This window comes from Variovorax sp. GW460-12-1-14-LB1, assembly GCF_059423605.1.
Map to the genome: position 1 here is coordinate 49,258 of NZ_JBWKYF010000003.1, position 19,914 is coordinate 69,171.

Consider the following 19,914-nt stretch of genomic DNA (forward strand, 5'->3'; position numbering starts at 1 on the left):
TCACCGCTGTCACCCAAGGAGTTCTTCATGAACAGCTCGCCCCTGCGCGTTTCATTGATCGCCGCTTCGCTCGCCACCACCCTGGCGTGGCACGCCCCGGCCTCGGCCGCCGACTGGTTTCCCTACAAGGCCGAGGCCACCGAGCCCGCCTTCTCGGCCGAGGGCACGAAAAAACCCATCGACTACACGCCGCTGGCCAAGGCGTCGAAGAAGTGGGACATCTGCGTGTCGTTCCCGCACATGAAGGACGCCTACTGGCTCGGCGTGGACTACGGCGTGGTCGAGGAAGCGCGCCGCCTGGGCGTGAAGCTGCAGGTGGTCGACGCGGGCGGCTACACCAACCTGGGCAAGCAGGTCTCGCAGATCGAGGACTGCGTGGCGCGCGGCGCCAACGCCGTGGTCATCGGCGCGATCTCGGGCGACGGGCTGAACAACGTCATCAAGGCCACGGCCGCGAAGAAGGTGCCGGTGATCGACCTGGTGAACGGCATCAGCTCGCCCGACCTGTCGGCCAAGTCGCTGGTGTCGTTCTACACGATGGGCCAATCGACCGGCGAGTACCTCGCCAAGAAGCACCCCGCAGGCTCGCCGGCGGTGAAGGTCGGCTGGTTCCCCGGCCCGGCCGGCGCGGGCTGGGTCGAGGCCGCGCACAAGGGCTTCATGGAAGCGATCAAGGGCAGCGCCGTGACGGTGCTCGACCCGAAGTACGGCGACACCGGCAAGGAGGCGCAGGCCAAGCTGGTCGAAGACGTGCTGCAGGGCAACCCCGACCTCGCCTACGTGGCCGGCACCGCCGTGACGGCCGAGGCTGCCACCGGCATCCTGCGCGCACGCAACCTCGACAAGAAGGTGCAGGTGCTCTCGTTCTACATGACGCCGGGCGTGTACGAAGGCATCCAGAAGGGCCGCATCGTGGCCGCGCCCGCCGACTCGATGGTGATCCAGGGCCGCATCGCGGTCGACCAGGCCGTGCGCCTGCTGGAGAACAAGGACGTGGTGAAGCACGTCGGCCCGAAGATCTTCGTGGTCGACAGCGGCAACATCAAGACCGTGAAGCAGGCTGACATCCTGCCGCCGACCGGCTTCAAGCCGGTGTTCGAGGTCAAGTAAGCCGGCCATGGCACCTGTGCTGCTGCAGACCCTCGGCCTGGGCAAACGCTACCCCGGCGTGCTCGCGCTCGATGCGATGGACTTCGAGCTGCGCGCCGGCGAGGTGCACGTGCTGTTCGGCGAGAACGGCGCCGGCAAGTCGACGCTGATCTCGCTGCTGGCCGGCGCCAACGTGCCGACCGCGGGCGAGATCCGCATGCACGGCGCGCCGGTGAAGTTCGCCAACGTGCACGACGCGCGGCGCCACGGCATCAGCGCGGTGTTCCAGGAGTTCTCGCTGATCCCGACGCTGTCGGTGGCGCAGAACCTGAGCCTGGGCGAGGAGCCGTGCCAGGGCGGCCTGCTCGACCGCGCGGCGGTGCGCGAACGCGCCCGCACGATGCTGGCCGACCTGGGCTTCGAGATCGACGTCGACGCGCCCGTGGCGGGCCTCACGCGCGCGCAGCAGCAGATGGTGGAGATCGCCAAGGGCTTGCGCGGCGAGGTGTCGGTGCTGATCCTCGACGAACCCACGGCCTCGCTCACCGACACCGAGACGCAACGCCTGTTCGAACTGGTGGCGCGGCTGAAGGCACGCGGCGTGGGCATCGTCTACATCTCGCACCGCATGCAGGAGATCGCGCAGATCGCCGACCGCATCACGGTGCTGCGCGATGGCCGCAAGGTCACGACGGTGGACGCGCATGCGACCAGCGCCGACCGGCTCATCGAGCTGATGAGCGGGCGCGCCATCGACAACATCTACCCGCGCATCGCCGCCAACCCCGGCGAGGTGGTGCTGCAGGTCGAAGGGCTGGCCTCGCCCAACGGCGTGCGCCATGCCAGCCTCACGGTGCGGCGCGGCGAGGTGGTCGGGCTGGCCGGATTGGTCGGCTGCGGCAAGTCGGAGCTGTTCCGCGCGATCTACGGGCTCGACCCCGTGAGCGAAGGCCGCGTGCTGTTCAAGGGCCGGCCGCGCACCGGCGCGACGGTGCGCCAGCTGCTCGACGACGGCCTCTTCTACCTGCCGCCCGACCGCAAGGGCGAAGGGCTGGTGCTCGGCTTCACGTCGCGCGCCAACATCACGCTGCCGCTGGTGCACGGGCCGCTGCGCGGTCGCGGCGGCTGGCTGCGCAAGCGCCTCGGGCGCCGGCTTTCCACGACGGCCGCCGAGCGCGTCGAGCTCGCGCCGCGCAACCTCGAACGGCCCGTGGGCCTGCTCTCGGGCGGCAACCAGCAGAAGGTGCTGTTCGGCAAGGGCATGACGCGCGACGCCGCGCTCTACGTGTTCGACGAGCCCACGGTCGGCGTCGACGTCGGCACCCGCAGCGCGCTGTACGAGGTGATCCGCAAGCTCTGCGAAGGCGGTGCCGCGGTGGTCGTGATCTCGTCCGACCTGCCCGAGGTGCTGCACCTGAGCCACCGCGTGTACGTGATGTGCCGCGGCGAGATCGCCGGCGAGCTGCACGGCGACGCCATCCAGGAAACCGCCGTGCTCAACCTGTTTTTCGGCCCCAGCGAGAACCCCTCCTCATGACTTCGCCTTCCCTCACCGCCGCACCCGCGGCTCCCACGCCCGGCCTGGCCGGGCGCGCCCTCGGCCTGCTGCGCAGCCTCTTTTTGCGCCTGGGCGTGCTGCCCTTCATGCTGGTGATCGCCTGCGTGGTGTTCGCCACGCTGTCCGACCAGTTCCTCACGGTGCAGAACCTGGTGAACCTGCTGCGCCAGTCGGTCTACCTGATCCTCGTGTCGCTGGGCCAGATGCTGGCGCTGGTCACCGGCGGCTTCGATCTCTCGGTGGGCACGGTGATGGCGATCACCTCGGTGGTCTCCGCGCTCGCCATGCAGGCGCTGGGCGCGGCCTTTCCCGACGCGGCCTGGATGGTGGTGCTCGTGGGCTGCGCCTGCGGGATGCTCGCCGGGCTGGTGGTGGGCCTCATCAACGGCTTCGGCGTGGCGGTGATCGGCGTGTCGCCCTTCATCGTGACGCTGGGCGTGCAGTCGATCGGCTTCGGCTTCGCGCTGTTCCTCACGGGCGGCGTGCCGGTGTCGGGCATGCCGGCGCAGTTCAGCGAGCTGTTCGGCTTCGGCACCGTGCTCGGCGTGCCGGTGCCGATCCTGGTCACGGCCGTGTGCGTGGCCGGCATGGGCCTGCTCATGGGCCGCCTGCCGACCGGCACGCACCTGCTCGCGGTGGGCGGCAACGCCAAGGCCGCGGCGCTGTCGGGCATCGACACGCGCCGCGTGCTGCTCATGGCCTACCTGCTGTGCGCGGGCCTCGCGGCCGTGAGCGGCCTGCTGCTCACGGCGCGCGTGGAAACCGGCGAGGCCAACCTCGGCGGCACCGTGGCGCTCGAATCGATCGCCGCCTGCGTGATCGCCGGCGTGAGCCTGCGCGGTGGCATCGGCCGCGTGCCCAACGTGGTGATGGGCGCCATCTTCATCGGCCTGGTGCAGAACGGCATGAACCTGGCCAGCGTAGGCTCGTACCTGCAGATGGTGGTGCTGGGCGCGCTGCTGATCGTGGCCGTGGTCGCCGACCAGATCCGCCATCGCATGGTGGCACCGGGCAGCCATTGAGCGCCCCCCAATACAAGCAACAAAGGAATCTCTCATGACAACCAAGACCAACGCCGCCATCGACGCGCGCCGCATCGCCGCCACGCCGCGCGGCGTCGGCATCGGCTTTCCCATCTACGCAGAGCGCGCGTTCAACGCCGAGCTGTGGGACGTCGAAGGCCGGCGCTACATCGACTTCGGCTCGGGCATCGCCGTGCTCAACACCGGCCACCGGCATCCGCGCGTGGTGGAGGCGATCCGCACGCAGCTTGATCGCTTCACCCACACGGCCTACCAGGTGGTGCCGTACGAAAGCGTGGTGTCGCTGGCCGAGCGTCTGAACCGCCTCACGCCCGGCACCCACGCCAAGAAGACCGCCTTCTTCACGACCGGCGCCGAGGCGGTCGAGAACGCCATCAAGATCGCGCGCGCCGCCACGCGCCGGCCCGGCGTGATCGCGCTGGGCGGCGGCTTTCACGGCCGCACCTTCATGGGCATGGCGCTCACGGGCAAGGTGGTGCCGTACAAGACCGGCTTCGGGCCCTTTCCCGGCAGCATCTTCCACGTGCCCGCGCCGATCGCGCTGCACGGCGTGTCGGTAGACGATTCGCTGCGCGCCATCGACAAGCTGTTCAAGGCCGACATCGAGCCCGAGCAGGTGGCGGCCATCATCCTGGAGCCGGTGCAGGGCGAAGGCGGCTTCTACGCCGCGCCGCCCGCCTTCATGCGCGCGCTGCGCGAGATCTGCGACCGCCACGGCATCCTGCTGATCGCCGACGAGATCCAGACCGGCTTCGCGCGCACCGGCAAGTGGTTTGCCATGGATCATCACGAGGTGGTGCCCGATCTCATGACGATGGCCAAGAGCCTGGCCGGCGGCACGCCGCTGTCGGCCGTGTGCGGTCGCGCCGAGATCATGGACGCGCCCGCGCCCGGCGGGCTCGGCGGCACCTACGCCGCCAACGCGCTGGCCATCGCGGCCGCGCATGCGGTGCTCGACGTGATCGAGGACGAACGCCTGTGCGAGCGCGCGCAGGTGCTGGGCGACCGGCTCAAGGCGCGCCTCGAAGGGCTGCGCGCCAAGGTGCCGCAGATCGCGGACGTGCGCGGCCTGGGCGCGATGGTGGCGGTCGAGTTCGCGGGCGCCGACGGCGCGCCCGACCCCGAGTTCACGAAGCAGGTGCAAACCCGAGCGCGCGACGCGGGTTTGCTGCTGCTGACTTGCGGCGTGCACGCCAATGTGGTCCGCTTCCTGTTCCCCCTGACCATCGAAGACGCGGTGCTCGGCGAAGGCCTCGACATCCTCGCCGCCGCCCTGCAAGCCTGAGACAAACCACCCATGCCATTGACACTCCAAGACCCCACCCTGCTGCGCCAGCAGGCCTGCATCGCTGGCGCCTGGGTGAATGCCGACAACGGCACCACCGTCGCCGTCACCAACCCCGCCACCGGCGAGCAGATCGGCACCGTGCCGATGTGCGGCACCGAGGAAACCGTGCGCGCCATCGCCGCTGCCGAGAAGGCGCAGAAGGCCTGGGCCAAGGTGCCCGCCAAGGAACGCTCGGCCATCCTGCGCAAGCTCAACGACCTGATGCTCGCGAACGTGGACGACCTCGCGTTGATCATGACCACCGAGCAGGGCAAGCCCCTGGCCGAGAGCCGCGGCGAGATCGCCTATGCCGCCTCGTTCATCGAGTGGTTCGCCGAGGAAGCGCGCCGCGTGTACGGCGACACCATTCCCGCGCCGCAGGCCGACCGCCGCATCCTGGCGCTGAAGCAGCCCGTGGGCGTCACCGCCGCCATCACGCCCTGGAACTTCCCCACTGCCATGCTCACGCGCAAGGCCGGGCCTGCGCTCGCGGCTGGCTGCGCGATGGTCGTGAAGCCGGCCACGCAGACGCCGTTCTCGGCGCTGGCCTTTGCCGTGCTCGCCGAACGCGCGGGCGTGCCCAAGGGCCTGCTGTCGGTGCTCACCGGCTCGGCCAGCCAGATCGGCGGCGAGATGACGCGCAGCCCCATCGTGCGCAAGCTCACCTTCACCGGCTCGACCGAGGTGGGCCGCACGCTCATGAAGCAGTCGGCCGACACGATCAAGAAGCTGTCGCTCGAACTGGGCGGCAACGCGCCCTTCATCGTGTTCGACGATGCCGATGTGGATGCCGCCGTCGAAGGCGCGATGGTCTCCAAGTACCGCAACACCGGCCAGACCTGCGTGTGCGCGAACCGCTTGTACGTGCAGCGCGGCGTGCTCGAGGCCTTCACGCAGAAGCTGGTGGCCAAGGTCAACGCGCTGAAGGTCGGCAATGGCACCGAGGCCGGCGTGAACCAGGGCCCGCTGATCGACGCCAAGGCGGTCGAGAAGCTCGAGGAACATGTGGCCGACGCCGTCGCCAAGGGCGGCACCGTGCTTGCGGGCGGCAAGCGCCACGCGCTGGGCGGCCTGTTCTACGAGCCGACCGTGATCGGCGGCGCCACGCCCGACATGCTGTTCGCGCGCGAGGAAACCTTCGGCCCGCTGGCGCCGATCTTCGCGTTCGACACCGAGGCCGAAGCCATCGCCGCGGCCAACGACACCGAGTTCGGCCTGGCCGCGTACTTCTACAGCCGCGACATCGGCCGCATCATGCGCGTGGCCGAAGCGCTCGAGTCGGGCATCGTGGGCGTGAACACCGGGTTGGTGTCCACGGCCGAGGCGCCGTTCGGCGGCGTCAAGCAATCGGGGCTGGGGCGCGAGGGCTCGAAGTACGGGCTCGACGATTTCCTCGAAGTGAAGTACGTGTGCCTGGCTGGGCTGGACAGCTAGGAACTCGCTGCCCGTGACAACGTACCAAGGCGCCTGCCACTGCGGCGCGTGTCGCTTCGAGGTGGACACCGACCTCGACCATGTCCGCAGCTGCAACTGTTCCGTGTGCCGGCGCCGCGGCGCGCTGATTCACCGCGTGCCCGAATCGGCGCTTCGCCTGCTCACGCCGCTGGAAGACCTCACGGTCTATCAGTGGCACTCACGGACCGCACGGGACTACTTCTGCCCCACCTGCGGAATCATGCCGTTCCGGATTCCCAGCGCGCCCACCGCGCAAGAGACAGCCGAAGGCAAGCTGCCGTTCACGGGATGGGCCATCAATGCGCGTTGCCTGGAAGGCGTGGACCTGGCCAGCATCCCGGTCAGGCTCGTGAACGGCGCCGATCTGTCCTGAGCGCCGAGGGCCGTTCAGCTCACCAGCCAGTGCACGCTGAACAGCCGCTCGGGGTCGGTCCACACCGCCCCGACGCGGAAGCCCGCGCGCACCGCCAGGGCCTGCAGGCCCTCGACGGTGAACTTGTGCGAGTACTCGGTATGCAGGGTCTCGCCTTCCTCGAACGAGAAGCGCTCGCCGCGCAGCTGCACGCTCTGCGCACGCCGGCTCACGAGGTGCATCTCGATGCGGCGCATCGGCGCGTTGTAGAAGGCCGCGTGCGAGAAGCCGTCGAGGTCGAAGTCGGCCGACAGCTCGGCGTTCGCGCGCCGCAGCAGGTTGAGGTTGAACGCCGCCGTCACGCCCTGCGCGTCGTTGTAGGCCGCGTGCAGCCGGTCGGGGTCTTTCACCAGGTCAACGCCGATCAGCAGGCCGCCGCCGCGCAGCATGCGCGCCGCGAGCTGCAGGAACGCCAGCGCCTCGTCGGGCTCGAAGTTGCCGATGGTCGAGCCCGGGAAGAAACCCACGCGCCGGCCTGCCCCGGCCAGGGGCGCGGGCAGCACGAGCGGCATGGTGTAGTCGGCCGCGATGGGCTGCACCGCGAGCGCCGGGTAGTCGGCCTTCAGGCGCGCCGCCGCGGCTTCGAGGTGCTCGCCCGAAATGTCGATCGGCAGGTAGCGCTTGGGCGATTCGAGCGCATCGAGCAGCAGCCGCACCTTGGTGAGCGAGCCGGCGCCGAACTCGACGATCTCGGCGTTCGGTCCGATCTGCGCGGCGATCTCGCCGGCGCAGGCGCCCAGAATGCCCAGCTCGGTGCGCGTGGGGTAGTACTCGGGCAGTTCGCAGATGCGGTCGAACAGCTGCGAGCCGGCCACGTCGTAGAAGAACTTGGGCGAGATGTGGCGCGGCGTGCGTGCCAGGCCGGCCTGCATGGCGCGGCCGAACTCGGACCACGGGGCGGTGTCGGGCGGGGTCGCTGCTTCCTGTCGCTGCAGGTGGCTGGCGAGGGCGAACGGGGCGGTCGGATTGCGCATGGTGCTCGGCTCCATCGAGGTGTCGGTCAAAGGTCTTTCGCGAGCCGCAGCCCCGAGAACTGCCAGCGTGCCGCCGGCGGAAAGAAATTGCGGTAGCTGGGCCGCGTGTGGCCGGCCGGCGTGGCCACGCTGCCGCCGCGCAGCACCAGCTGGCCCACCATGAACTTGCCGTTGTATTCGGCCGCGATGCCCGGCAGCGGACGAAACCCCGGGTACGGGTCGTACGAGGAACGCGTCCACTGCCAGACGTGGCCGCTCATCTGCGCGATGCCGGGCGCGTCGAAGGCGGCCTCCCATTCGAACTCGGTGGGCAGGCGCGCACCGGCCCATTCGGCGTATGCGGCGGCCTCGTAGAAGCTCAGCTGGGACACGGGCGCGTCGGCCTCCATCGGCCGCACGCCGTGCAGGCCGAACACCTGCCAGCCGGCGGGAGCGGCATGGCCGCCGCCGGCGCCGAGGGTGGCGATGCGCGGGTCGTCGGCTTCAAGCCAGTAGGCCGGGTGGCGCCAGCCCTGGGCCTGCACCGTGGCCCAGCCGTCGGACAGCCACAGCTCGGGCCGACGGTAGCCGCCGTCGGCGATGAACTGCGCGTAGTCGCCGCAGTTCACCAGCCGGTCGGCGATGGCATAGGGGCGCAGCAAGGCGGCGTGGCGCGGCGTCTCGTTGTCGAAGCAGAAGCCCTCACCCGCATGCCCGACCTCGACCGTGCCGCCCGGCTGCTCCAGCCAGCGCACCTCGGCCGGCACGGCGGCCAGCCGCCGCGCGGGGCCGCTCGCGGGCTTGTACGCCGGCAGCAGCGGGTTGCACGACAGCGCATGCAGGATGTCGGTGAGCAGCAGCTCCTGGTGCTGCTGCTCGTGGTTCAGCCCGAGCGCGACGATGGCCTCGATGGCCGCCCAGTCGAGCGCCTCCGGCGCAGCCAGCAGCGCGAGCACCGCCTCGTCGACATGGCGGCGGTAGGCGTGCACTTCATCGAGCGAAGGCCGCGTGAGCAGCCCGCGCTGGGGGCGCGGGTGGCGCGGCCCGAGCGCCTCGTAGTAGGAGTTGAAGAGGTAATGAAAACGCGCATCGAAGGGTTGGTACCCCGCCGCATGCGGCTGCAGCAGCACGGTCTCGAAGAACCACGTCGTGTGCGCCAGGTGCCACTTGGTCGGGCTGGCGTCGGGCATCGACTGGATGCACTGGTCCTCGGCGGACAGCGGCGCGGCCAGCGCCACGCTGGCGGCGCGCACCGTGCGGAATTGCTCGCGCAAGGCGCTCGCCACGGGGGCGATCGGCCGGGAAAACGTCATGGTGTCTCCAGTTCGAAGGTGTGAATGAATCCGCCGTGTCCGAGCGGCCCGCGAAGGCGTGTGCCATCAAGGCGCAAAGCGCAGTCGCAGCTCGGGCTGCGGCGAGCATTTGCAACGCCGAGGGCGCGCGTCTGCGCGGGATGAGCGGGCATGGCGGGTTCGTTCACACCTTCTCAGGTCAGCGGGAAGTTTTAGCCCATTCGGGCGACAAAGGCACGTAGGACAAGACGCCGCCGCCGCGCCGCCGCAGGAGCCCGTCCTGCGCGCAAGCGGCCCCGGAACGCCCCGGCCCGCTGCGTATGATCCGGGCGATGCAAACCCCCTCTCCTTCGGCCAGGCCCCACGTTGTCATCATCGGCTGCGGTTTCGGCGGACTCGAGGCAGCGCGCAAGCTGCAGCGGGCCGACGTCGATGTGACGGTGATCGACAAGACCAACCACCACCTGTTCCAACCCCTGCTGTACCAGGTGGCGACCGCCGGGCTCGCGGCGCCGTCGATCGCGGCGCCGGTGCGCGCCCTGTTCCGCAAGCAGTCCAACGTGACCACGCTGCTGGCCGAGGTGACGGGCATCGACCCGGCCGCGCGCACGGTGCAGCTGGCCGATGGCAGCCAGGTGGCCTACGACCACCTGATCGTGGCGGCCGGCGCCACGCACAGCTATTTCGGGCACGACGAATGGGCACCCGCCGCGCCGGGCCTGAAGACGCTGGCCGACGCCTTCGAGATCCGCCGCCGCGTGCTGATGTCCTTCGAAACGGCCGAGACAACCGCCGACCCCGAACGCCGCCGCGCCCTGCTCACCTTCGTGGTGATCGGCGCCGGGCCGACCGGCGTCGAGATGGCCGGCACGCTGGCCGAGATCGCCAAGCACACGCTCGCGGGCGAGTTCCGCCGCATCGACCCGGGCAGCGCGCAGGTGCTGCTGGTCGAGGGCGGCCCGCGCGTGCTGCAGGCCATGCCCGAAAGCCTGAGCCAGAAGGCGCTCGAGCAACTGGAGCGGCTCGGCGTGGAGGTGCGGCTGAACGCGCGCGTCACCGCCATCGACAACGCTGGCCTCGAAGTGCAGACCGCCGGCGGCCCCGACGGCACGCCGCTGCAGAGCTACCGCATTCCCAGCAGCTGCGTGGTGTGGGCGGCCGGTGTCGCGGCCTCGCCGCTGGGCCGGCTGCTCGGCAGCGCCACGGGCGTCGAGTGCGACCGCGCGGGCCGCATCAAGGTCGAGCCCGACCTGAGCCTGGCCGGCCACCCCGAGATCAGCGTGGTGGGCGACCTGGCCGCCGCCATGAGCCACGCGCCCGGCAAGCCGCCCAAGCCGGTGCCCGGCGTATCGCCCGGCGCCAAGCAGGCGGGCCGCGCGGCGGCGGCGAACATCCTGCGCCGCCTGGCGGGCCAGCCCACGGTGCCGTTTCGCTACGCCGACTATGGCAACCTGGCCACCATCGGGCGCAACTCGGCCGTGGTCGACCTGGGCACGCCCTTCGGCCCGCTGCGCTTCAGCGGCCGGCCCGCGTGGCTGTTCTGGCTGTTCGCGCACGCGTACTTCCTGATCGGTTTCCGCAACCGCGTGGTCGTGATGTGGGACTGGGCCAGCGCCTACTGGAGCTTCCAGCGCAACGCGCGCGTGGTGGCCGACGTGCAGGGCCGCAGCGAGTCGTAAGCACGTCCCACGCCGCGCGATGACGTTGCTCTGGTGGGTCGTCTTTCATGCGCTCGATGCGCTGTTCTGGCTCTGGATCCTGCGCTGGGGCGGCGCGGCCTGGCTCGAAGGCACCTTCCTCTCGGGCTTTCTCGTGAGCATCTTCGCGCCGCGCTGGGGCGCCGAGGGCCTGCGCATGTTCGCGCTGCTGATGCTGATCGTGTGCGCGATCAGCTTCGTCTGGGGGCTGTTCATGCCCGAGGTGCGCTGCTGGTACTCGGGCCACTGCTGAAGACCTGAGGGCGCCCCGCGAGGCGCCCCCCTTGGCTGCGTCAGCTGCCGATCACCCCGCCGTCGATCTTCGTGATGACCACCGTCGCCGAGCGCGGCCGGCCCGCGCCGTCGGGCCACTTCGACACGGCGAGCGGGCGCTCGGGGTCGCTGCGCTCGTTGGCCGGCTCGCCCGGGTGCTGGATGTTGATGAACAGCGTGCGCAGGTCGGGCGTGGCCGTGAGGCCGGTGATCTCGCAGCCGGCCGGGCCGAGCAGGAAGCGGCGGATCTCGCCCTTGGTCGGGTCGCAGGCCAGCATCTGGTTGTTGGGCAGGTTGGTGTAGTCGCCCTTGCCGAGCGTGGAGGTCGACACGTCGGTCTGGATCCACAGCACGCCGCGCGCATCGACCATCAGGCCGTCGGGGCTGCCGAAGGCGTCGCCCTTGACGTTGCCCTGCGCCTCGTAGCGCGTCTGCTTCGGGTCGCCCGCGAGCACGAGGTGGTTCCAGGCGAACTTCGTGGCGTCGAGGTCGCCGCTTTCCTTCCAGCGGATGATCTGGCCCATCGTGTTGTTGGAGCGCGGGTTGGCCGCGTCCATGAAGGGCTGGCCCGGGGCGCCGCGGTTGCTGTTGTTGGTGAGCGTGCAGTAGACCTCCTTCGTCAGCGGATCGACGGTGGTCCACTCGGGGCGGTCCATCTTGGTGGCGCCGAGGATGTCGCTGGCCTGGCGCGACTTGATGAGCACGTCGCCCTGCGTGGCGAAGCCCTTGTCGGCCACCAGCCCGCCCTTGCCCTGCACCAGCGGCAGCCATTCGCCCGTGCCGTCGACGTCGAAGCGGCCCACGTAGAGCGTGCCGTGGTCGAGCAGGTCGCGGTTGGCGGCGGCGCCGCCGGGGCGGACCTTGTCGCGGCTCACGAACTTGTAGATGTACTCGAAGCGCGAGTCCTCGCCCATGTAAACCACGGCGCGGCCGTCGTCGGTGAGCGCCACGGCCGCGCCCTCGTGCGCGGCGCGGCCCAGTGCGGTGCGCTTGCGCGGGGTGGAGCTCGGGTCTTGCGGATCGATCTCGACCACCCAGCCGTAGCGGTTCGACTCGTTCGGGTGCTTCTCGACATCGAAGCGTTCTTCGTGCTCGTGCCAGCGGTACTTGGCGCCGTTGCCCTTCTTGAGACCCCAGCGCTTCTGGTGCGCGTCGGGCGTGGCCGTGCCCTCGAAGTAGTCGGCGAAGTTTTCCTCGCAGGTCAGGTAGGTGCCCCACGGCGTCTGGCCGTTGGCGCAGTTGTTGAAGGTGCCGAGCACCTGCGTGCCCGAGGGATCGCCCGCGGTGCGCAGCATCGGGTGGCCGGCCGCGGGGCCGGTGAGCGTCATCGGCGTGAGCGCGGTGATGCGGCGCGCGAAACGCGAGGGCAGCACCTGCTGCCAGGCCGCGCCGTCGCGCTGCAGCTCGATCACCGACACGCCGTGCGCGTGCATCGACTTGCGCACCTTCGCGGCGCTCCAGGTCTTCATGCCGTCGGTGTGCAGCAGGCCGTCGTCCACATACTCGTGGTTCAGCACCAGCAGGCCGCGGTTCGATCCGTCCAACGGAAAGAAGGCCATGCCGTCGTGGTGCATGCCGGCCTGCAGCGCCTGGTCGTCGGCGGAGTCGGAGGCATCGGTCTTGAAGGCGGGCATGCGGCCCGCGATGCCGGTGGGGTCGCCCCAGCGGTACAGCACCTGCGTGCGGTAGCCCTCGGGCACGACCACCTGGTCGACCGCCGCCATGGGCACGCTCTTGAAACCGATGGCGCGACCCAGGCCGCTCACGGCGCTGCTGCTACTGCCGCTGCCCGTGCTGGCACAGCCGGCCAGCGGCCCGAACAGGCCTGCCACGGCCGCCGCCAGGCCGCCGCGCACGAAGACCCGCCGCTGCGGATCGGACACGTCGTGGATGGTGGGGTTGCCGGAGGGGTTCGAGTCCTCCATGCGCGCGAAGTCTTTGGCCATGTCCTGGGGGTCCGTGGGAATCGTGGGAACCCGCGATGCTCCCGCGCGCCCATGAAGCCGTCATGACAGGGGTTCGAAGCGCACGTCGCCCCAGGGCCGCGAGCCGCCATGGTTGTTGTTGCTGCGCGGCTGCTCCCGGCGTTCGCGCCGCCAGTCCCACGGCGGCGTCGGCGCGGTGTCGGCCCACAGGCCGATGTGCTGCGCACGCGCCGCGGCTTCGAGGCGGAACAGGTCGCCGCCCCGCTTCTTCGCGATGCCGTGGTAGTCGTACACCCAGGCCCAGCCCTCGGCCACCAGGCGGCGGCCGGCGTCTTCGCCGTTGCAGCGCACGTCGGCCACGGTGCGGCCGTAGCGGTCGGTGTCGCGCTCGGTGATGACGGCCTTCTCGGCGTAGCACAGGCGGCTCAGCGCCTGGCGGCTGCGCTGGCCGTAGGGCTGCGCTTTTTCGGGTGCGTCGATGGCGGCAATGCGCACCTTGACCTGCGCGTAGGCACCGCTGCGGCCGCAGCGCGCGGTGAGCGTGTCGCCGTCGCTCACGCCCACGACGAGGCAGGTGCGCGGCGACGCGGCGTGGGCCAGCAGCGGGAGGGAAAGACCGAGGGAAAGAAGCAGGAAGGCGGGACGAAAGCGCATGCAAGAAGGAAGCGGAACACGGGACCGGGAATGGCCGACGATTCTCGGTGCGAAGTGTGCGCGCCGCCCTGCGGATGCATTTGTTTTCGTCTTCGTTCAGCGCGCGGCCGGCGCGGCCGTCGACTTGCGCACCACCAGCTCCGGGCGCAGCACCACGGTGGAGGCCGAGAGCGCCTGTCCGTCGATCTCCTCGAACAGCATCTCGGCCGCGCGCCAGCCGAGTTCGCGGTGCGGCAGGCGGATGGTGGTGAGCGGTGGATCGACCATGTCGACCAGCGGCATGTCGTTGTGGCCGGTGATGGAGATGTCTTTCGGCACGCGCAGGCCCGCCTCGCGCAGCGCGTCGTAGGCGCCCAGCGCCACGAGGTCGTTGCAGCAGACCACGGCCTGCGGCGCGGCGCCAGCCGCGAGCATCTGCTTCATCGCGGCCGCGCCCGCTTCGCGGCTGTAGCTGGCGCACTCGACGATGCGCGCCGGCTTCATGCGGTGGTCGCGCAGCGCCTGCTCCACGCCCAGCAGACGGCCCACGCCGGTGGGGATGGTCTGCGGCCCCGCCAGGTGCGCGATGCGCTTGTGGCCCAGGCCCACGAGGTGGTCGACCGCGAGCTTCATCGCCAGCCGGTCGTCGCTCACCACGGCGGGCAGGCGGCCGGTCTCGTCGGCGCGGTTGACGAGCACCGCGGTCATGCCGGCCTTGGCGACGAAGTCGACCAGCGGGTCGTCGCGCGTGGCGGTGGCCAGGATCACGCCATCCACGCGCTGCGCCAGCATGCGCTCGAGCACCGGCCGCGCGAGCGCCGGGTCGACCACGTTGGTGACGAACACGAAGTAGCCGCGCGCCGCCGCGCTGGCCTCGATGCCTTGCAGGATCGGCGGGAACACCGCGTTCGTGATGTCGGGCACCAGCACGCCGATGGTGTGGGTGCGGCCCGTGCGCAGCGCCGAGGCCGCGCGGTTGGGCCGGTAACCCAGGCGCTGCGCGGCCTCCTCGACCACGCGCAGCACCTCGTCGCTGATCAGCGAGCGCTTCTCGGGGCTGAGCGCGCGCGACACGGTCGACACATGCACCCCGGCGGCACGGGCGACGTCGCGGATGGTGACGGGGCTGGTAGGGGGATGGGTGCTCATTGGTGCAAACGATTGTTGGACATCCGAAGCGCCATGGTTGGCGAATTCCCATTCTGGCATCCCGGATACCTGCCATTTTACTTTTCTGGAATCTGCCTTAAGATCATGCAAACGATTGCAAGGATTGCAGATGAACATCGCCACCTCCCCCGATTCGGTGCTCGGCTTTGCGCTCGACGCCATGCAACGCACCCCCGACCCGCGCCTGCGCACCGTGATGGACGCGCTCACGCGCCACCTGCACGCCTTCGTCCAGGAGGTGAAGCTGACCGAGGAGGAGTTCGAGCAGGCGCTCGAATTCATCGTCGCCATCGGCCACGCCACCGGCGAGACCAAGAACGAGGTGGTGCTGGCGGCCGACATCCTGGGCGTGTCCACCGTGGTGGCGCTGCAGAACAACCAGGACCCGCACGGCGAATCGCCGGCCGCCCTGCTCGGCCCCTTCTGGCGCGCCAACTCGCCGGCCTGCGCGGCGGGCGAGAGCATCGCGCGCTCGGGCACGCCCGGCACGCCGCTGGAGGTGACGGGCACGGTGCGCGACGTGGGCGGGCAGCCGATGGCCGGCGTCACGGTCGACGTGTGGCAGGCCTCGCCGGTCGGGCTCTACGAGAACCAGGACCCGGAGCAGGACGACATGAACCTGCGCGGGCGCTTCACCACCGATGCCGAGGGCCGCTTTCATTTCCGCAGCGTGCGCCCCGCCGGCTACCCGGTGCCCACCGACGGGCCCTGCGGCGTGCTGCTGCGCGCGCAGCAGCGTCACCCGAACCGGCCCGCGCACCTGCACTTCATGCTGAGCAAGCCGGGCCACAAGGTGCTGGTCACGCAGGTGTTCGCCGACGACGACGAGAACCTGGAGAGCGACCCGACCTTCGGCGTGACGCGCCAGCTCATCGGCCGCTTCGCGCTCGCGCCCGATGGCCGCAGCGCCACGCTGCAGTACGACTTCCAGCTCGAACCCGGCGAGATGAAGTTCCCCCGCCCGCCGATCCCCTGATTCCGCAACTTCCCTTCATCCCATGAGCTTCGATCCCCAATCCCGACTCCACGGCAAGATCGCCGTCATCACCGGCGGCCTCGGCGCCATCGGCTACGCCACGGCCACGCGGCTGGCCGCGCTGGGCGCCACCTGCGTGCTGCTGCACCGCGGTGGCGACGACAACGCCGCCGCGCGCGCCGCCGCCCTGCCCTCGGACAGCGGCCAGCGCCACGGCGCGATCCGCGCCGACATCGTCGACACGCCGAGCCTGCAGGCCGCCGCCGCCGAGGTGAAGGCCGCGCACGGGCGCTGCGACATCCTGGTCAACAGCGCGGGCCACACGCAGCCCGTGCCGGCCGGCGACCTCGATGCGCTGACCGACGAACTCATCGACGACCTGCTGCGCGCCAACTTCCGCGGCGTGTTCGCCACCATCCGCGCCTTCGCGCCGATGCTCAAGGCCTCCGGCGACGGGCTGGTGGTCAACATCTCGTCCATCGCCGGCTTCACGGGCGTGGGCAGCAACCTCGCGTATGTCGCGGCCAAGGCCGGGCTCGACGTGGTGGGCGATGCGCTGGCCAGGGCGCTGGCGCCGGCGGTGCGCGTGGTGTCGGTGTCGCCGGGCGCGGTCGAGTCGGGCTTCGTGCCCGGACGCGGCGCGGAGTTCGCCGACAAGATGGCCAGCACCACGCCGCTGGGACGCATCGGCAAACCCGACGACGTGGCCGCCACCGTGGAAGCGCTGGCCACCACGCTGCGCTTCGTCACCGGCACGCGCATCGTGGTCGACGGAGGGCGCCACCTGTGAACAACGCGAAGACGCTCATCACCTGCGCCGTCACGGGCAACCTCGTGAAGCCCGAGCAGACGCCGCACCTGCCGATCACGCCGGTGCAGATCGCCGACGAATGCCTGGCCGCCGCCGAAGCCGGCGCGGCGCAGGTGCACATCCACGTGCGCCACCCCGAGACGGGCAAGCCCTCGATGGAGGTCGATCTGTACCGCGAGGTGGTCGATCGCATCCGCCGCGAGAACCGCGAGCTGATCGTGAACCTCACGACCGGGCCGGGCGGGCGCTTCATTCCGAGCGAGGACGACCCGAAGATCGCCGCGCCCGGCACCACGCTGCTGCCGCCCGAAAAGCGCGTGGAACACATCGCGCTGATCCGGCCCGACGTGTGCTCGCTCGACCTCAACACCATGAACTCCGGCCCCGACGTGGTGATCAACACGCCGAAGAACGTGCGCCGCATGGCGAAGGTGATGCGCGAGGCCGGCGTGAAGCCCGAGCTGGAGATCTTCGACTCGGGCGACATCCACCTGGCGCTGGACCTCATCGCCGACGGCACGCTCGACGGGCCCGCGATGTGGACCTTCGTGCTCGGCGTGAAGTACGGCTTCGCGCCCACACCCGAGACGCTGCTCTATGCGCGCAACCTGCTGCCGCGCGGCGCCTTCTGGAGCGCCTTCGGCATCGGCCGCACGGAGTTCCCGATCGTCGCGCAGTCGTGGCTGCTGGGCGGCCACGTGCGCGTGGGCATGGAAGACAACATCTACCTCGAGAAAGGCGTGCTGGCCGAAAGCAACGCGCAGCTCGTGGCGAAGGCGCGCGACATCCTGCGCAGCCTCGGCGGCGACGTCGCCAACCCGCGCGAGGCCCGCGCGATGCTGGGGCTGGCCGACACCCGCACCGTTCAGGGAGCCGCACGATGAGCGCCATCCTTCATGAACCGCGCGCCCTGCGCGTGAACGGCAAGGCCGCCAACCTCGACGCGCTGCACCTGGAGGCCGCGCCGCAGCCCGAGCCCGCGGCGCCGCCCGGCCATGCCGTGGTGCGCGTGGCCGCCGCCGCCGTGAACCCGAGCGACGTGAAGGCTGCGCTGGGCCTCATGCCGCAGGCCGTCTGGCCGCGCACGCCGGGGCGCGACTTCGCGGGCACCGTGGTGAGCGGCCCTTCGGAATGGATCGACCGCGAGGTCTACGGCTCGGGCGGCGACGTCGGCATCACGCGCGACGGCTCGCATGCACGCTACCTCGTGCTGCCCGAGGCGGCCCTGCGCGCCAAGCCCCAGGGCATCTCGATGGACGAGGCCGGCGCGGTGGGCGTGCCCTTCGTCACGGCCTACGAGGGCTTCCGGCGCAGCGGCATGCCGCAGGCGGGCCAGACGGTGCTGGTGCTGGGTGCCAACGGCAAGGTCGGGCAGGCGGCGGTGCAGCTGGCCGCGCAGGCCGGCGCGCGCGTGATCGCGGTGCAGCGCGGCCCGGGGCCCTTCGCGGGGTTCGCGAGCGCGCCGGTCGACGTGGTCGATGCACGCCACCACGCCGACGTGGGCGCGCAGGTGCGCGAGCTCACCGACGGGCGCGGCGCGCACATCGTCTACAACACCGTGGGCAGCGCCTACTTCGAGGCCGCCAACAAGGCGATGGCCAAGGGGGCCACGCAGATCTTCATCGCCACGCACGACCGCGCGGTGCCCTTCGACATCTTCGCGTTCTACCGCGGCATGCACACCTACGTGGGCATCGACTCGCTGGCGATGGACTGCGTGGCCTCCACCGCGCAACTCGACGCGATGCGCGAAGGCTTCGAGCGCGGCACGCTGAAACCCTTTCCCGTGGCACGCCACTTCGCGCTCGACGAAGCGATCGACGCCTACCGGCTGGTGCTGTCGGGCAGCACCGACCGCGTCGTGCTGCGCCCCTGACCCCCGAGGACACCCACCATGCATGTGACCCGTTTCAGCGAGGCGCCGCACTACGAGGCGCCCAACCACTTCGACATGCGCTGCTTGCGCCTGCAGGGCAAGGAGGCCGGCCCCTCGACGCAGATGTGGATGGGCATGAGCCAGATCCTGCCCGGCGGCCGCACCGGCCTGGACGGCTCGCCGATGGAGAAGCTCTACCTCGTGCTCGAGGGCGAGCTGCACATCGTCGGCGAACTCGAGGGCGCGCACCAGGAAGACGTGCTGCTGCCCTACGACAGCTGCCGCTTCGCACCCGGCGAGAAGCGCCAGCTCGAGAACCGCAGCAACCGCCCGGTGCTGGTGGCGCTGGTGATGGCGAACGCACCGCCCGCCTAGCGCGCTCCTTTCCCAGTCATTCATCGCTCGCACCAACAAATCAACGGAGACAAGACGCATGAAGAAGACATTCCCCTGGAGCCGCCGACAGGCACTCACGATCGCCGCGGCACTCGCGGCCTGCACGTTCGGCGGCGCCCATGCACAAGGCGCCTGGCCGGGCACGCAACCGATCAAGCTGGTCGTACCCTTCACGGCGGGCAGCGGCACCGACATCGTCGCGCGCCTGGTCGCCGAGAAGCTGGGGCCTGCGCTGGGCACCAGCGTGATCGTGGACAACCGCCCCGGCGCGGGCGGCACGCTGGGTGCGGCCATCGCCGCCAAGGCGCCGGCCGACGGCTACACGCTGCTGGTGCATTCGGCCGGCCACCTCGTGAACCCGTGGATCTACAAGGGCCTGTCGTACGACACGCTGAAGGACTTCACGGGCGTGACGCCGATGGCCAGCCTGCCCAACGTGCTGGTGACCTCGCCGTCGCACTTCACCGACGTGAAAGACCTCGTGGCCAAGGCGAAGGCCAAGCCCGGCGGGCTGAACTACGGCTCCGCGGGCAACGGCTCGGCCACGCACATGAATGCCGAGGTGTTCCGCCTCGCGGCCGGCGTCGACGCGCAGCATGTGCCCTTTCGCGGCACGCCCGAAGCCATGACCGAGGTGATGGCCGGGCGCGTCGACTGGTTCTTCGCGCCGATGGTGTCGGCGCTGCCGCTGATCAAGAGCGGCAAGCTGAAGGCACTGGCCGTGGGCACCGCCGGCCGCTCGTCCGCCCTGCCCGACGCGCCCACCACCGTGGAGGCCGGCGTGCCGGGCTCGGCCTACCTGTTCTGGGTCGGCCTGTTCGCGCCCACCAAGACACCGCAGCCCGTGGTGGAACGGCTGCAGGCCGAGGTCGCGAAGATCATGGTGTCGCCCGAGCTGAAGGAACGGCTGGAGAAGCTCGGCGCCGACCCCTTCACCATGCCCTCCGCGCAGTTCAACAAGTTCATTGCCGACGAGACCGCGAAGGCGCAGCAGGTGGTCAAGGCCGCAGCCATCAAGGTGGACTGAC

At 70.5% G+C, this 19,914-nt stretch carries 19 protein-coding genes; 14 read left to right on the top strand and 5 right to left on the bottom strand.

Translation table 11 applies throughout. The features are described from left to right. Positions 1 to 27 precede the first annotated feature (27 nt). Genes torT through AC07Y4_RS02475 form a run of 6 tightly spaced genes read left to right on the top strand, consistent with a single transcriptional unit; the run spans position 28 to position 6,845 of the window. Entirely contained in the window at positions 28 to 1,110 is a 1,083-nt protein-coding gene (torT, locus tag AC07Y4_RS02450) for a TMAO reductase system periplasmic protein TorT (protein ID WP_495274137.1), read from the top strand. A gap of 7 nt (positions 1,111 to 1,117) precedes the next feature. Continuing rightward, a complete protein-coding gene (locus AC07Y4_RS02455; protein WP_495274138.1) occupies positions 1,118 to 2,626 on the top strand; it encodes a sugar ABC transporter ATP-binding protein in 1,509 nt (502 codons plus the stop codon). After that, positions 2,623 to 3,669, top strand: coding sequence for an ABC transporter permease (locus tag AC07Y4_RS02460; RefSeq protein ID WP_354343694.1), 1,047 nt, complete (start codon positions 2,623 to 2,625; stop codon positions 3,667 to 3,669). The genes AC07Y4_RS02455 and AC07Y4_RS02460 overlap by 4 nt, the downstream gene beginning before the upstream one ends. A 34-nt stretch (positions 3,670 to 3,703) precedes the next feature. Continuing rightward, the gene (gabT, locus tag AC07Y4_RS02465; protein WP_495274139.1) at positions 3,704 to 4,975 is read left to right on the top strand and encodes a 4-aminobutyrate--2-oxoglutarate transaminase; all 1,272 of its coding nucleotides are present in this window, start codon (positions 3,704 to 3,706) and stop codon (positions 4,973 to 4,975) included. Between the two features lie 12 nt (positions 4,976 to 4,987). Next, positions 4,988 to 6,451, top strand: coding sequence for an NAD-dependent succinate-semialdehyde dehydrogenase (locus AC07Y4_RS02470; RefSeq protein WP_495274140.1), 1,464 nt, complete (start codon positions 4,988 to 4,990; stop codon positions 6,449 to 6,451). A 13-nt stretch (positions 6,452 to 6,464) separates the two neighbouring features. Further along, entirely contained in the window at positions 6,465 to 6,845 is a 381-nt protein-coding gene (locus AC07Y4_RS02475) for a GFA family protein (RefSeq protein ID WP_495274141.1), read from the top strand. A 14-nt stretch (positions 6,846 to 6,859) separates the two neighbouring features. On the opposite strand, the gene egtD is transcribed toward AC07Y4_RS02475, so the two are convergent. Both egtD and egtB read right to left on the bottom strand, forming a co-directional pair. Then, positions 6,860 to 7,858, bottom strand: coding sequence for an L-histidine N(alpha)-methyltransferase (egtD, locus tag AC07Y4_RS02480; protein WP_495274142.1), 999 nt, complete (start codon positions 7,856 to 7,858; stop codon positions 6,860 to 6,862). 26 nt (positions 7,859 to 7,884) lie between these two features. Next, the gene (gene egtB, locus AC07Y4_RS02485; RefSeq protein ID WP_495274143.1) at positions 7,885 to 9,150 is read right to left on the bottom strand and encodes an ergothioneine biosynthesis protein EgtB; all 1,266 of its coding nucleotides are present in this window, start codon (positions 9,148 to 9,150) and stop codon (positions 7,885 to 7,887) included. Positions 9,151 to 9,461: 311 nt separating this feature from the next. On the opposite strand from egtB, the gene AC07Y4_RS02490 reads away from it, so the two are divergent. Together AC07Y4_RS02490 and AC07Y4_RS02495 are read left to right on the top strand one after the other, a co-directional pair. Beyond that, on the top strand, positions 9,462 to 10,808 hold the full coding sequence (locus AC07Y4_RS02490; protein ID WP_495274144.1) for an NAD(P)/FAD-dependent oxidoreductase: 1,347 nt from the start codon (positions 9,462 to 9,464) through the stop codon (positions 10,806 to 10,808). A 19-nt stretch (positions 10,809 to 10,827) separates the two neighbouring features. Continuing rightward, entirely contained in the window at positions 10,828 to 11,079 is a 252-nt protein-coding gene (locus tag AC07Y4_RS02495; RefSeq protein ID WP_101489518.1) for a hypothetical protein, read from the top strand. A 40-nt stretch (positions 11,080 to 11,119) separates the two neighbouring features. Here the strand turns inward: AC07Y4_RS02495 and AC07Y4_RS02500 are convergent, their stop codons facing one another. The 3 genes from AC07Y4_RS02500 to AC07Y4_RS02510 form a co-directional block, all read right to left on the bottom strand. Further along, entirely contained in the window at positions 11,120 to 13,045 is a 1,926-nt protein-coding gene (locus AC07Y4_RS02500) for a PhoX family protein (protein WP_495274145.1), read from the bottom strand. A 60-nt stretch (positions 13,046 to 13,105) separates the two neighbouring features. Next, positions 13,106 to 13,678: a thermonuclease family protein gene (locus tag AC07Y4_RS02505; RefSeq protein ID WP_495274146.1), complete on the bottom strand. Its 573-nt coding sequence runs from the start codon at positions 13,676 to 13,678 to the stop codon at positions 13,106 to 13,108. 96 nt (positions 13,679 to 13,774) lie between these two features. Further along, positions 13,775 to 14,806, bottom strand: coding sequence for a LacI family DNA-binding transcriptional regulator (locus AC07Y4_RS02510; protein ID WP_390342467.1), 1,032 nt, complete (start codon positions 14,804 to 14,806; stop codon positions 13,775 to 13,777). A gap of 130 nt (positions 14,807 to 14,936) precedes the next feature. On the opposite strand from AC07Y4_RS02510, the gene AC07Y4_RS02515 reads away from it, so the two are divergent. Genes AC07Y4_RS02515 through AC07Y4_RS02540 form a run of 6 tightly spaced genes read left to right on the top strand, consistent with a single transcriptional unit; the run spans position 14,937 to position 19,913 of the window. Further along, entirely contained in the window at positions 14,937 to 15,803 is an 867-nt protein-coding gene (locus AC07Y4_RS02515) for a dioxygenase family protein (RefSeq protein ID WP_495274147.1), read from the top strand. A 22-nt stretch (positions 15,804 to 15,825) separates the two neighbouring features. Then, entirely contained in the window at positions 15,826 to 16,593 is a 768-nt protein-coding gene (locus AC07Y4_RS02520) for an SDR family NAD(P)-dependent oxidoreductase (RefSeq protein ID WP_495274148.1), read from the top strand. Continuing rightward, positions 16,590 to 17,498, top strand: coding sequence for a beta-keto acid cleavage family enzyme (locus tag AC07Y4_RS02525; protein ID WP_495274149.1), 909 nt, complete (start codon positions 16,590 to 16,592; stop codon positions 17,496 to 17,498). Before AC07Y4_RS02520 ends, AC07Y4_RS02525 begins: the two co-directional genes overlap by 4 nt. Beyond that, positions 17,495 to 18,490, top strand: coding sequence for a quinone oxidoreductase family protein (locus AC07Y4_RS02530; protein WP_495274150.1), 996 nt, complete (start codon positions 17,495 to 17,497; stop codon positions 18,488 to 18,490). Before AC07Y4_RS02525 ends, AC07Y4_RS02530 begins: the two co-directional genes overlap by 4 nt. 18 nt (positions 18,491 to 18,508) lie before the next feature. Further along, positions 18,509 to 18,865 carry a cupin domain-containing protein gene (locus AC07Y4_RS02535; protein WP_495274151.1) on the top strand — a complete coding sequence of 119 codons (357 nt, stop codon included), beginning with the start codon at positions 18,509 to 18,511 and terminating at the stop codon, positions 18,863 to 18,865. A 58-nt stretch (positions 18,866 to 18,923) separates the two neighbouring features. Next, positions 18,924 to 19,913, top strand: a complete 990-nt coding sequence (locus AC07Y4_RS02540; protein WP_495274152.1) for a Bug family tripartite tricarboxylate transporter substrate binding protein — start codon at positions 18,924 to 18,926, stop codon at positions 19,911 to 19,913. Position 19,914: the final 1 nt, after the last annotated feature.

Bases quoted from the DNA above. Each gene is read 5' to 3' on its own strand.
- torT (WP_495274137.1), top strand. From the start codon at position 28: ATGAACAGCTCGCCCCTGCGCGTTTCATTGATCGCCGCTTCGCTCGCC.
- AC07Y4_RS02515 (WP_495274147.1), top strand. From the start codon at position 14,937: ATGAACATCGCCACCTCCCCCGATTCGGTGCTCGGCTTTGCGCTCGAC.
- AC07Y4_RS02470 (WP_495274140.1), top strand. From the start codon at position 4,988: ATGCCATTGACACTCCAAGACCCCACCCTGCTGCGCCAGCAGGCCTGC.
- egtD (WP_495274142.1), bottom strand. From the start codon at position 7,858: ATGCGCAATCCGACCGCCCCGTTCGCCCTCGCCAGCCACCTGCAGCGA.
- AC07Y4_RS02490 (WP_495274144.1), top strand. From the start codon at position 9,462: ATGCAAACCCCCTCTCCTTCGGCCAGGCCCCACGTTGTCATCATCGGC.
- AC07Y4_RS02495 (WP_101489518.1), top strand. From the start codon at position 10,828: ATGACGTTGCTCTGGTGGGTCGTCTTTCATGCGCTCGATGCGCTGTTC.
- egtB (WP_495274143.1), bottom strand. From the start codon at position 9,150: ATGACGTTTTCCCGGCCGATCGCCCCCGTGGCGAGCGCCTTGCGCGAG.
- AC07Y4_RS02530 (WP_495274150.1), top strand. From the start codon at position 17,495: ATGAGCGCCATCCTTCATGAACCGCGCGCCCTGCGCGTGAACGGCAAG.
- AC07Y4_RS02510 (WP_390342467.1), bottom strand. From the start codon at position 14,806: ATGAGCACCCATCCCCCTACCAGCCCCGTCACCATCCGCGACGTCGCC.
- AC07Y4_RS02520 (WP_495274148.1), top strand. From the start codon at position 15,826: ATGAGCTTCGATCCCCAATCCCGACTCCACGGCAAGATCGCCGTCATC.
- AC07Y4_RS02460 (WP_354343694.1), top strand. From the start codon at position 2,623: ATGACTTCGCCTTCCCTCACCGCCGCACCCGCGGCTCCCACGCCCGGC.
- AC07Y4_RS02500 (WP_495274145.1), bottom strand. From the start codon at position 13,045: ATGGCCAAAGACTTCGCGCGCATGGAGGACTCGAACCCCTCCGGCAAC.
- AC07Y4_RS02455 (WP_495274138.1), top strand. From the start codon at position 1,118: ATGGCACCTGTGCTGCTGCAGACCCTCGGCCTGGGCAAACGCTACCCC.
- AC07Y4_RS02535 (WP_495274151.1), top strand. From the start codon at position 18,509: ATGCATGTGACCCGTTTCAGCGAGGCGCCGCACTACGAGGCGCCCAAC.
- AC07Y4_RS02540 (WP_495274152.1), top strand. From the start codon at position 18,924: ATGAAGAAGACATTCCCCTGGAGCCGCCGACAGGCACTCACGATCGCC.
- gabT (WP_495274139.1), top strand. From the start codon at position 3,704: ATGACAACCAAGACCAACGCCGCCATCGACGCGCGCCGCATCGCCGCC.
- AC07Y4_RS02505 (WP_495274146.1), bottom strand. From the start codon at position 13,678: ATGCGCTTTCGTCCCGCCTTCCTGCTTCTTTCCCTCGGTCTTTCCCTC.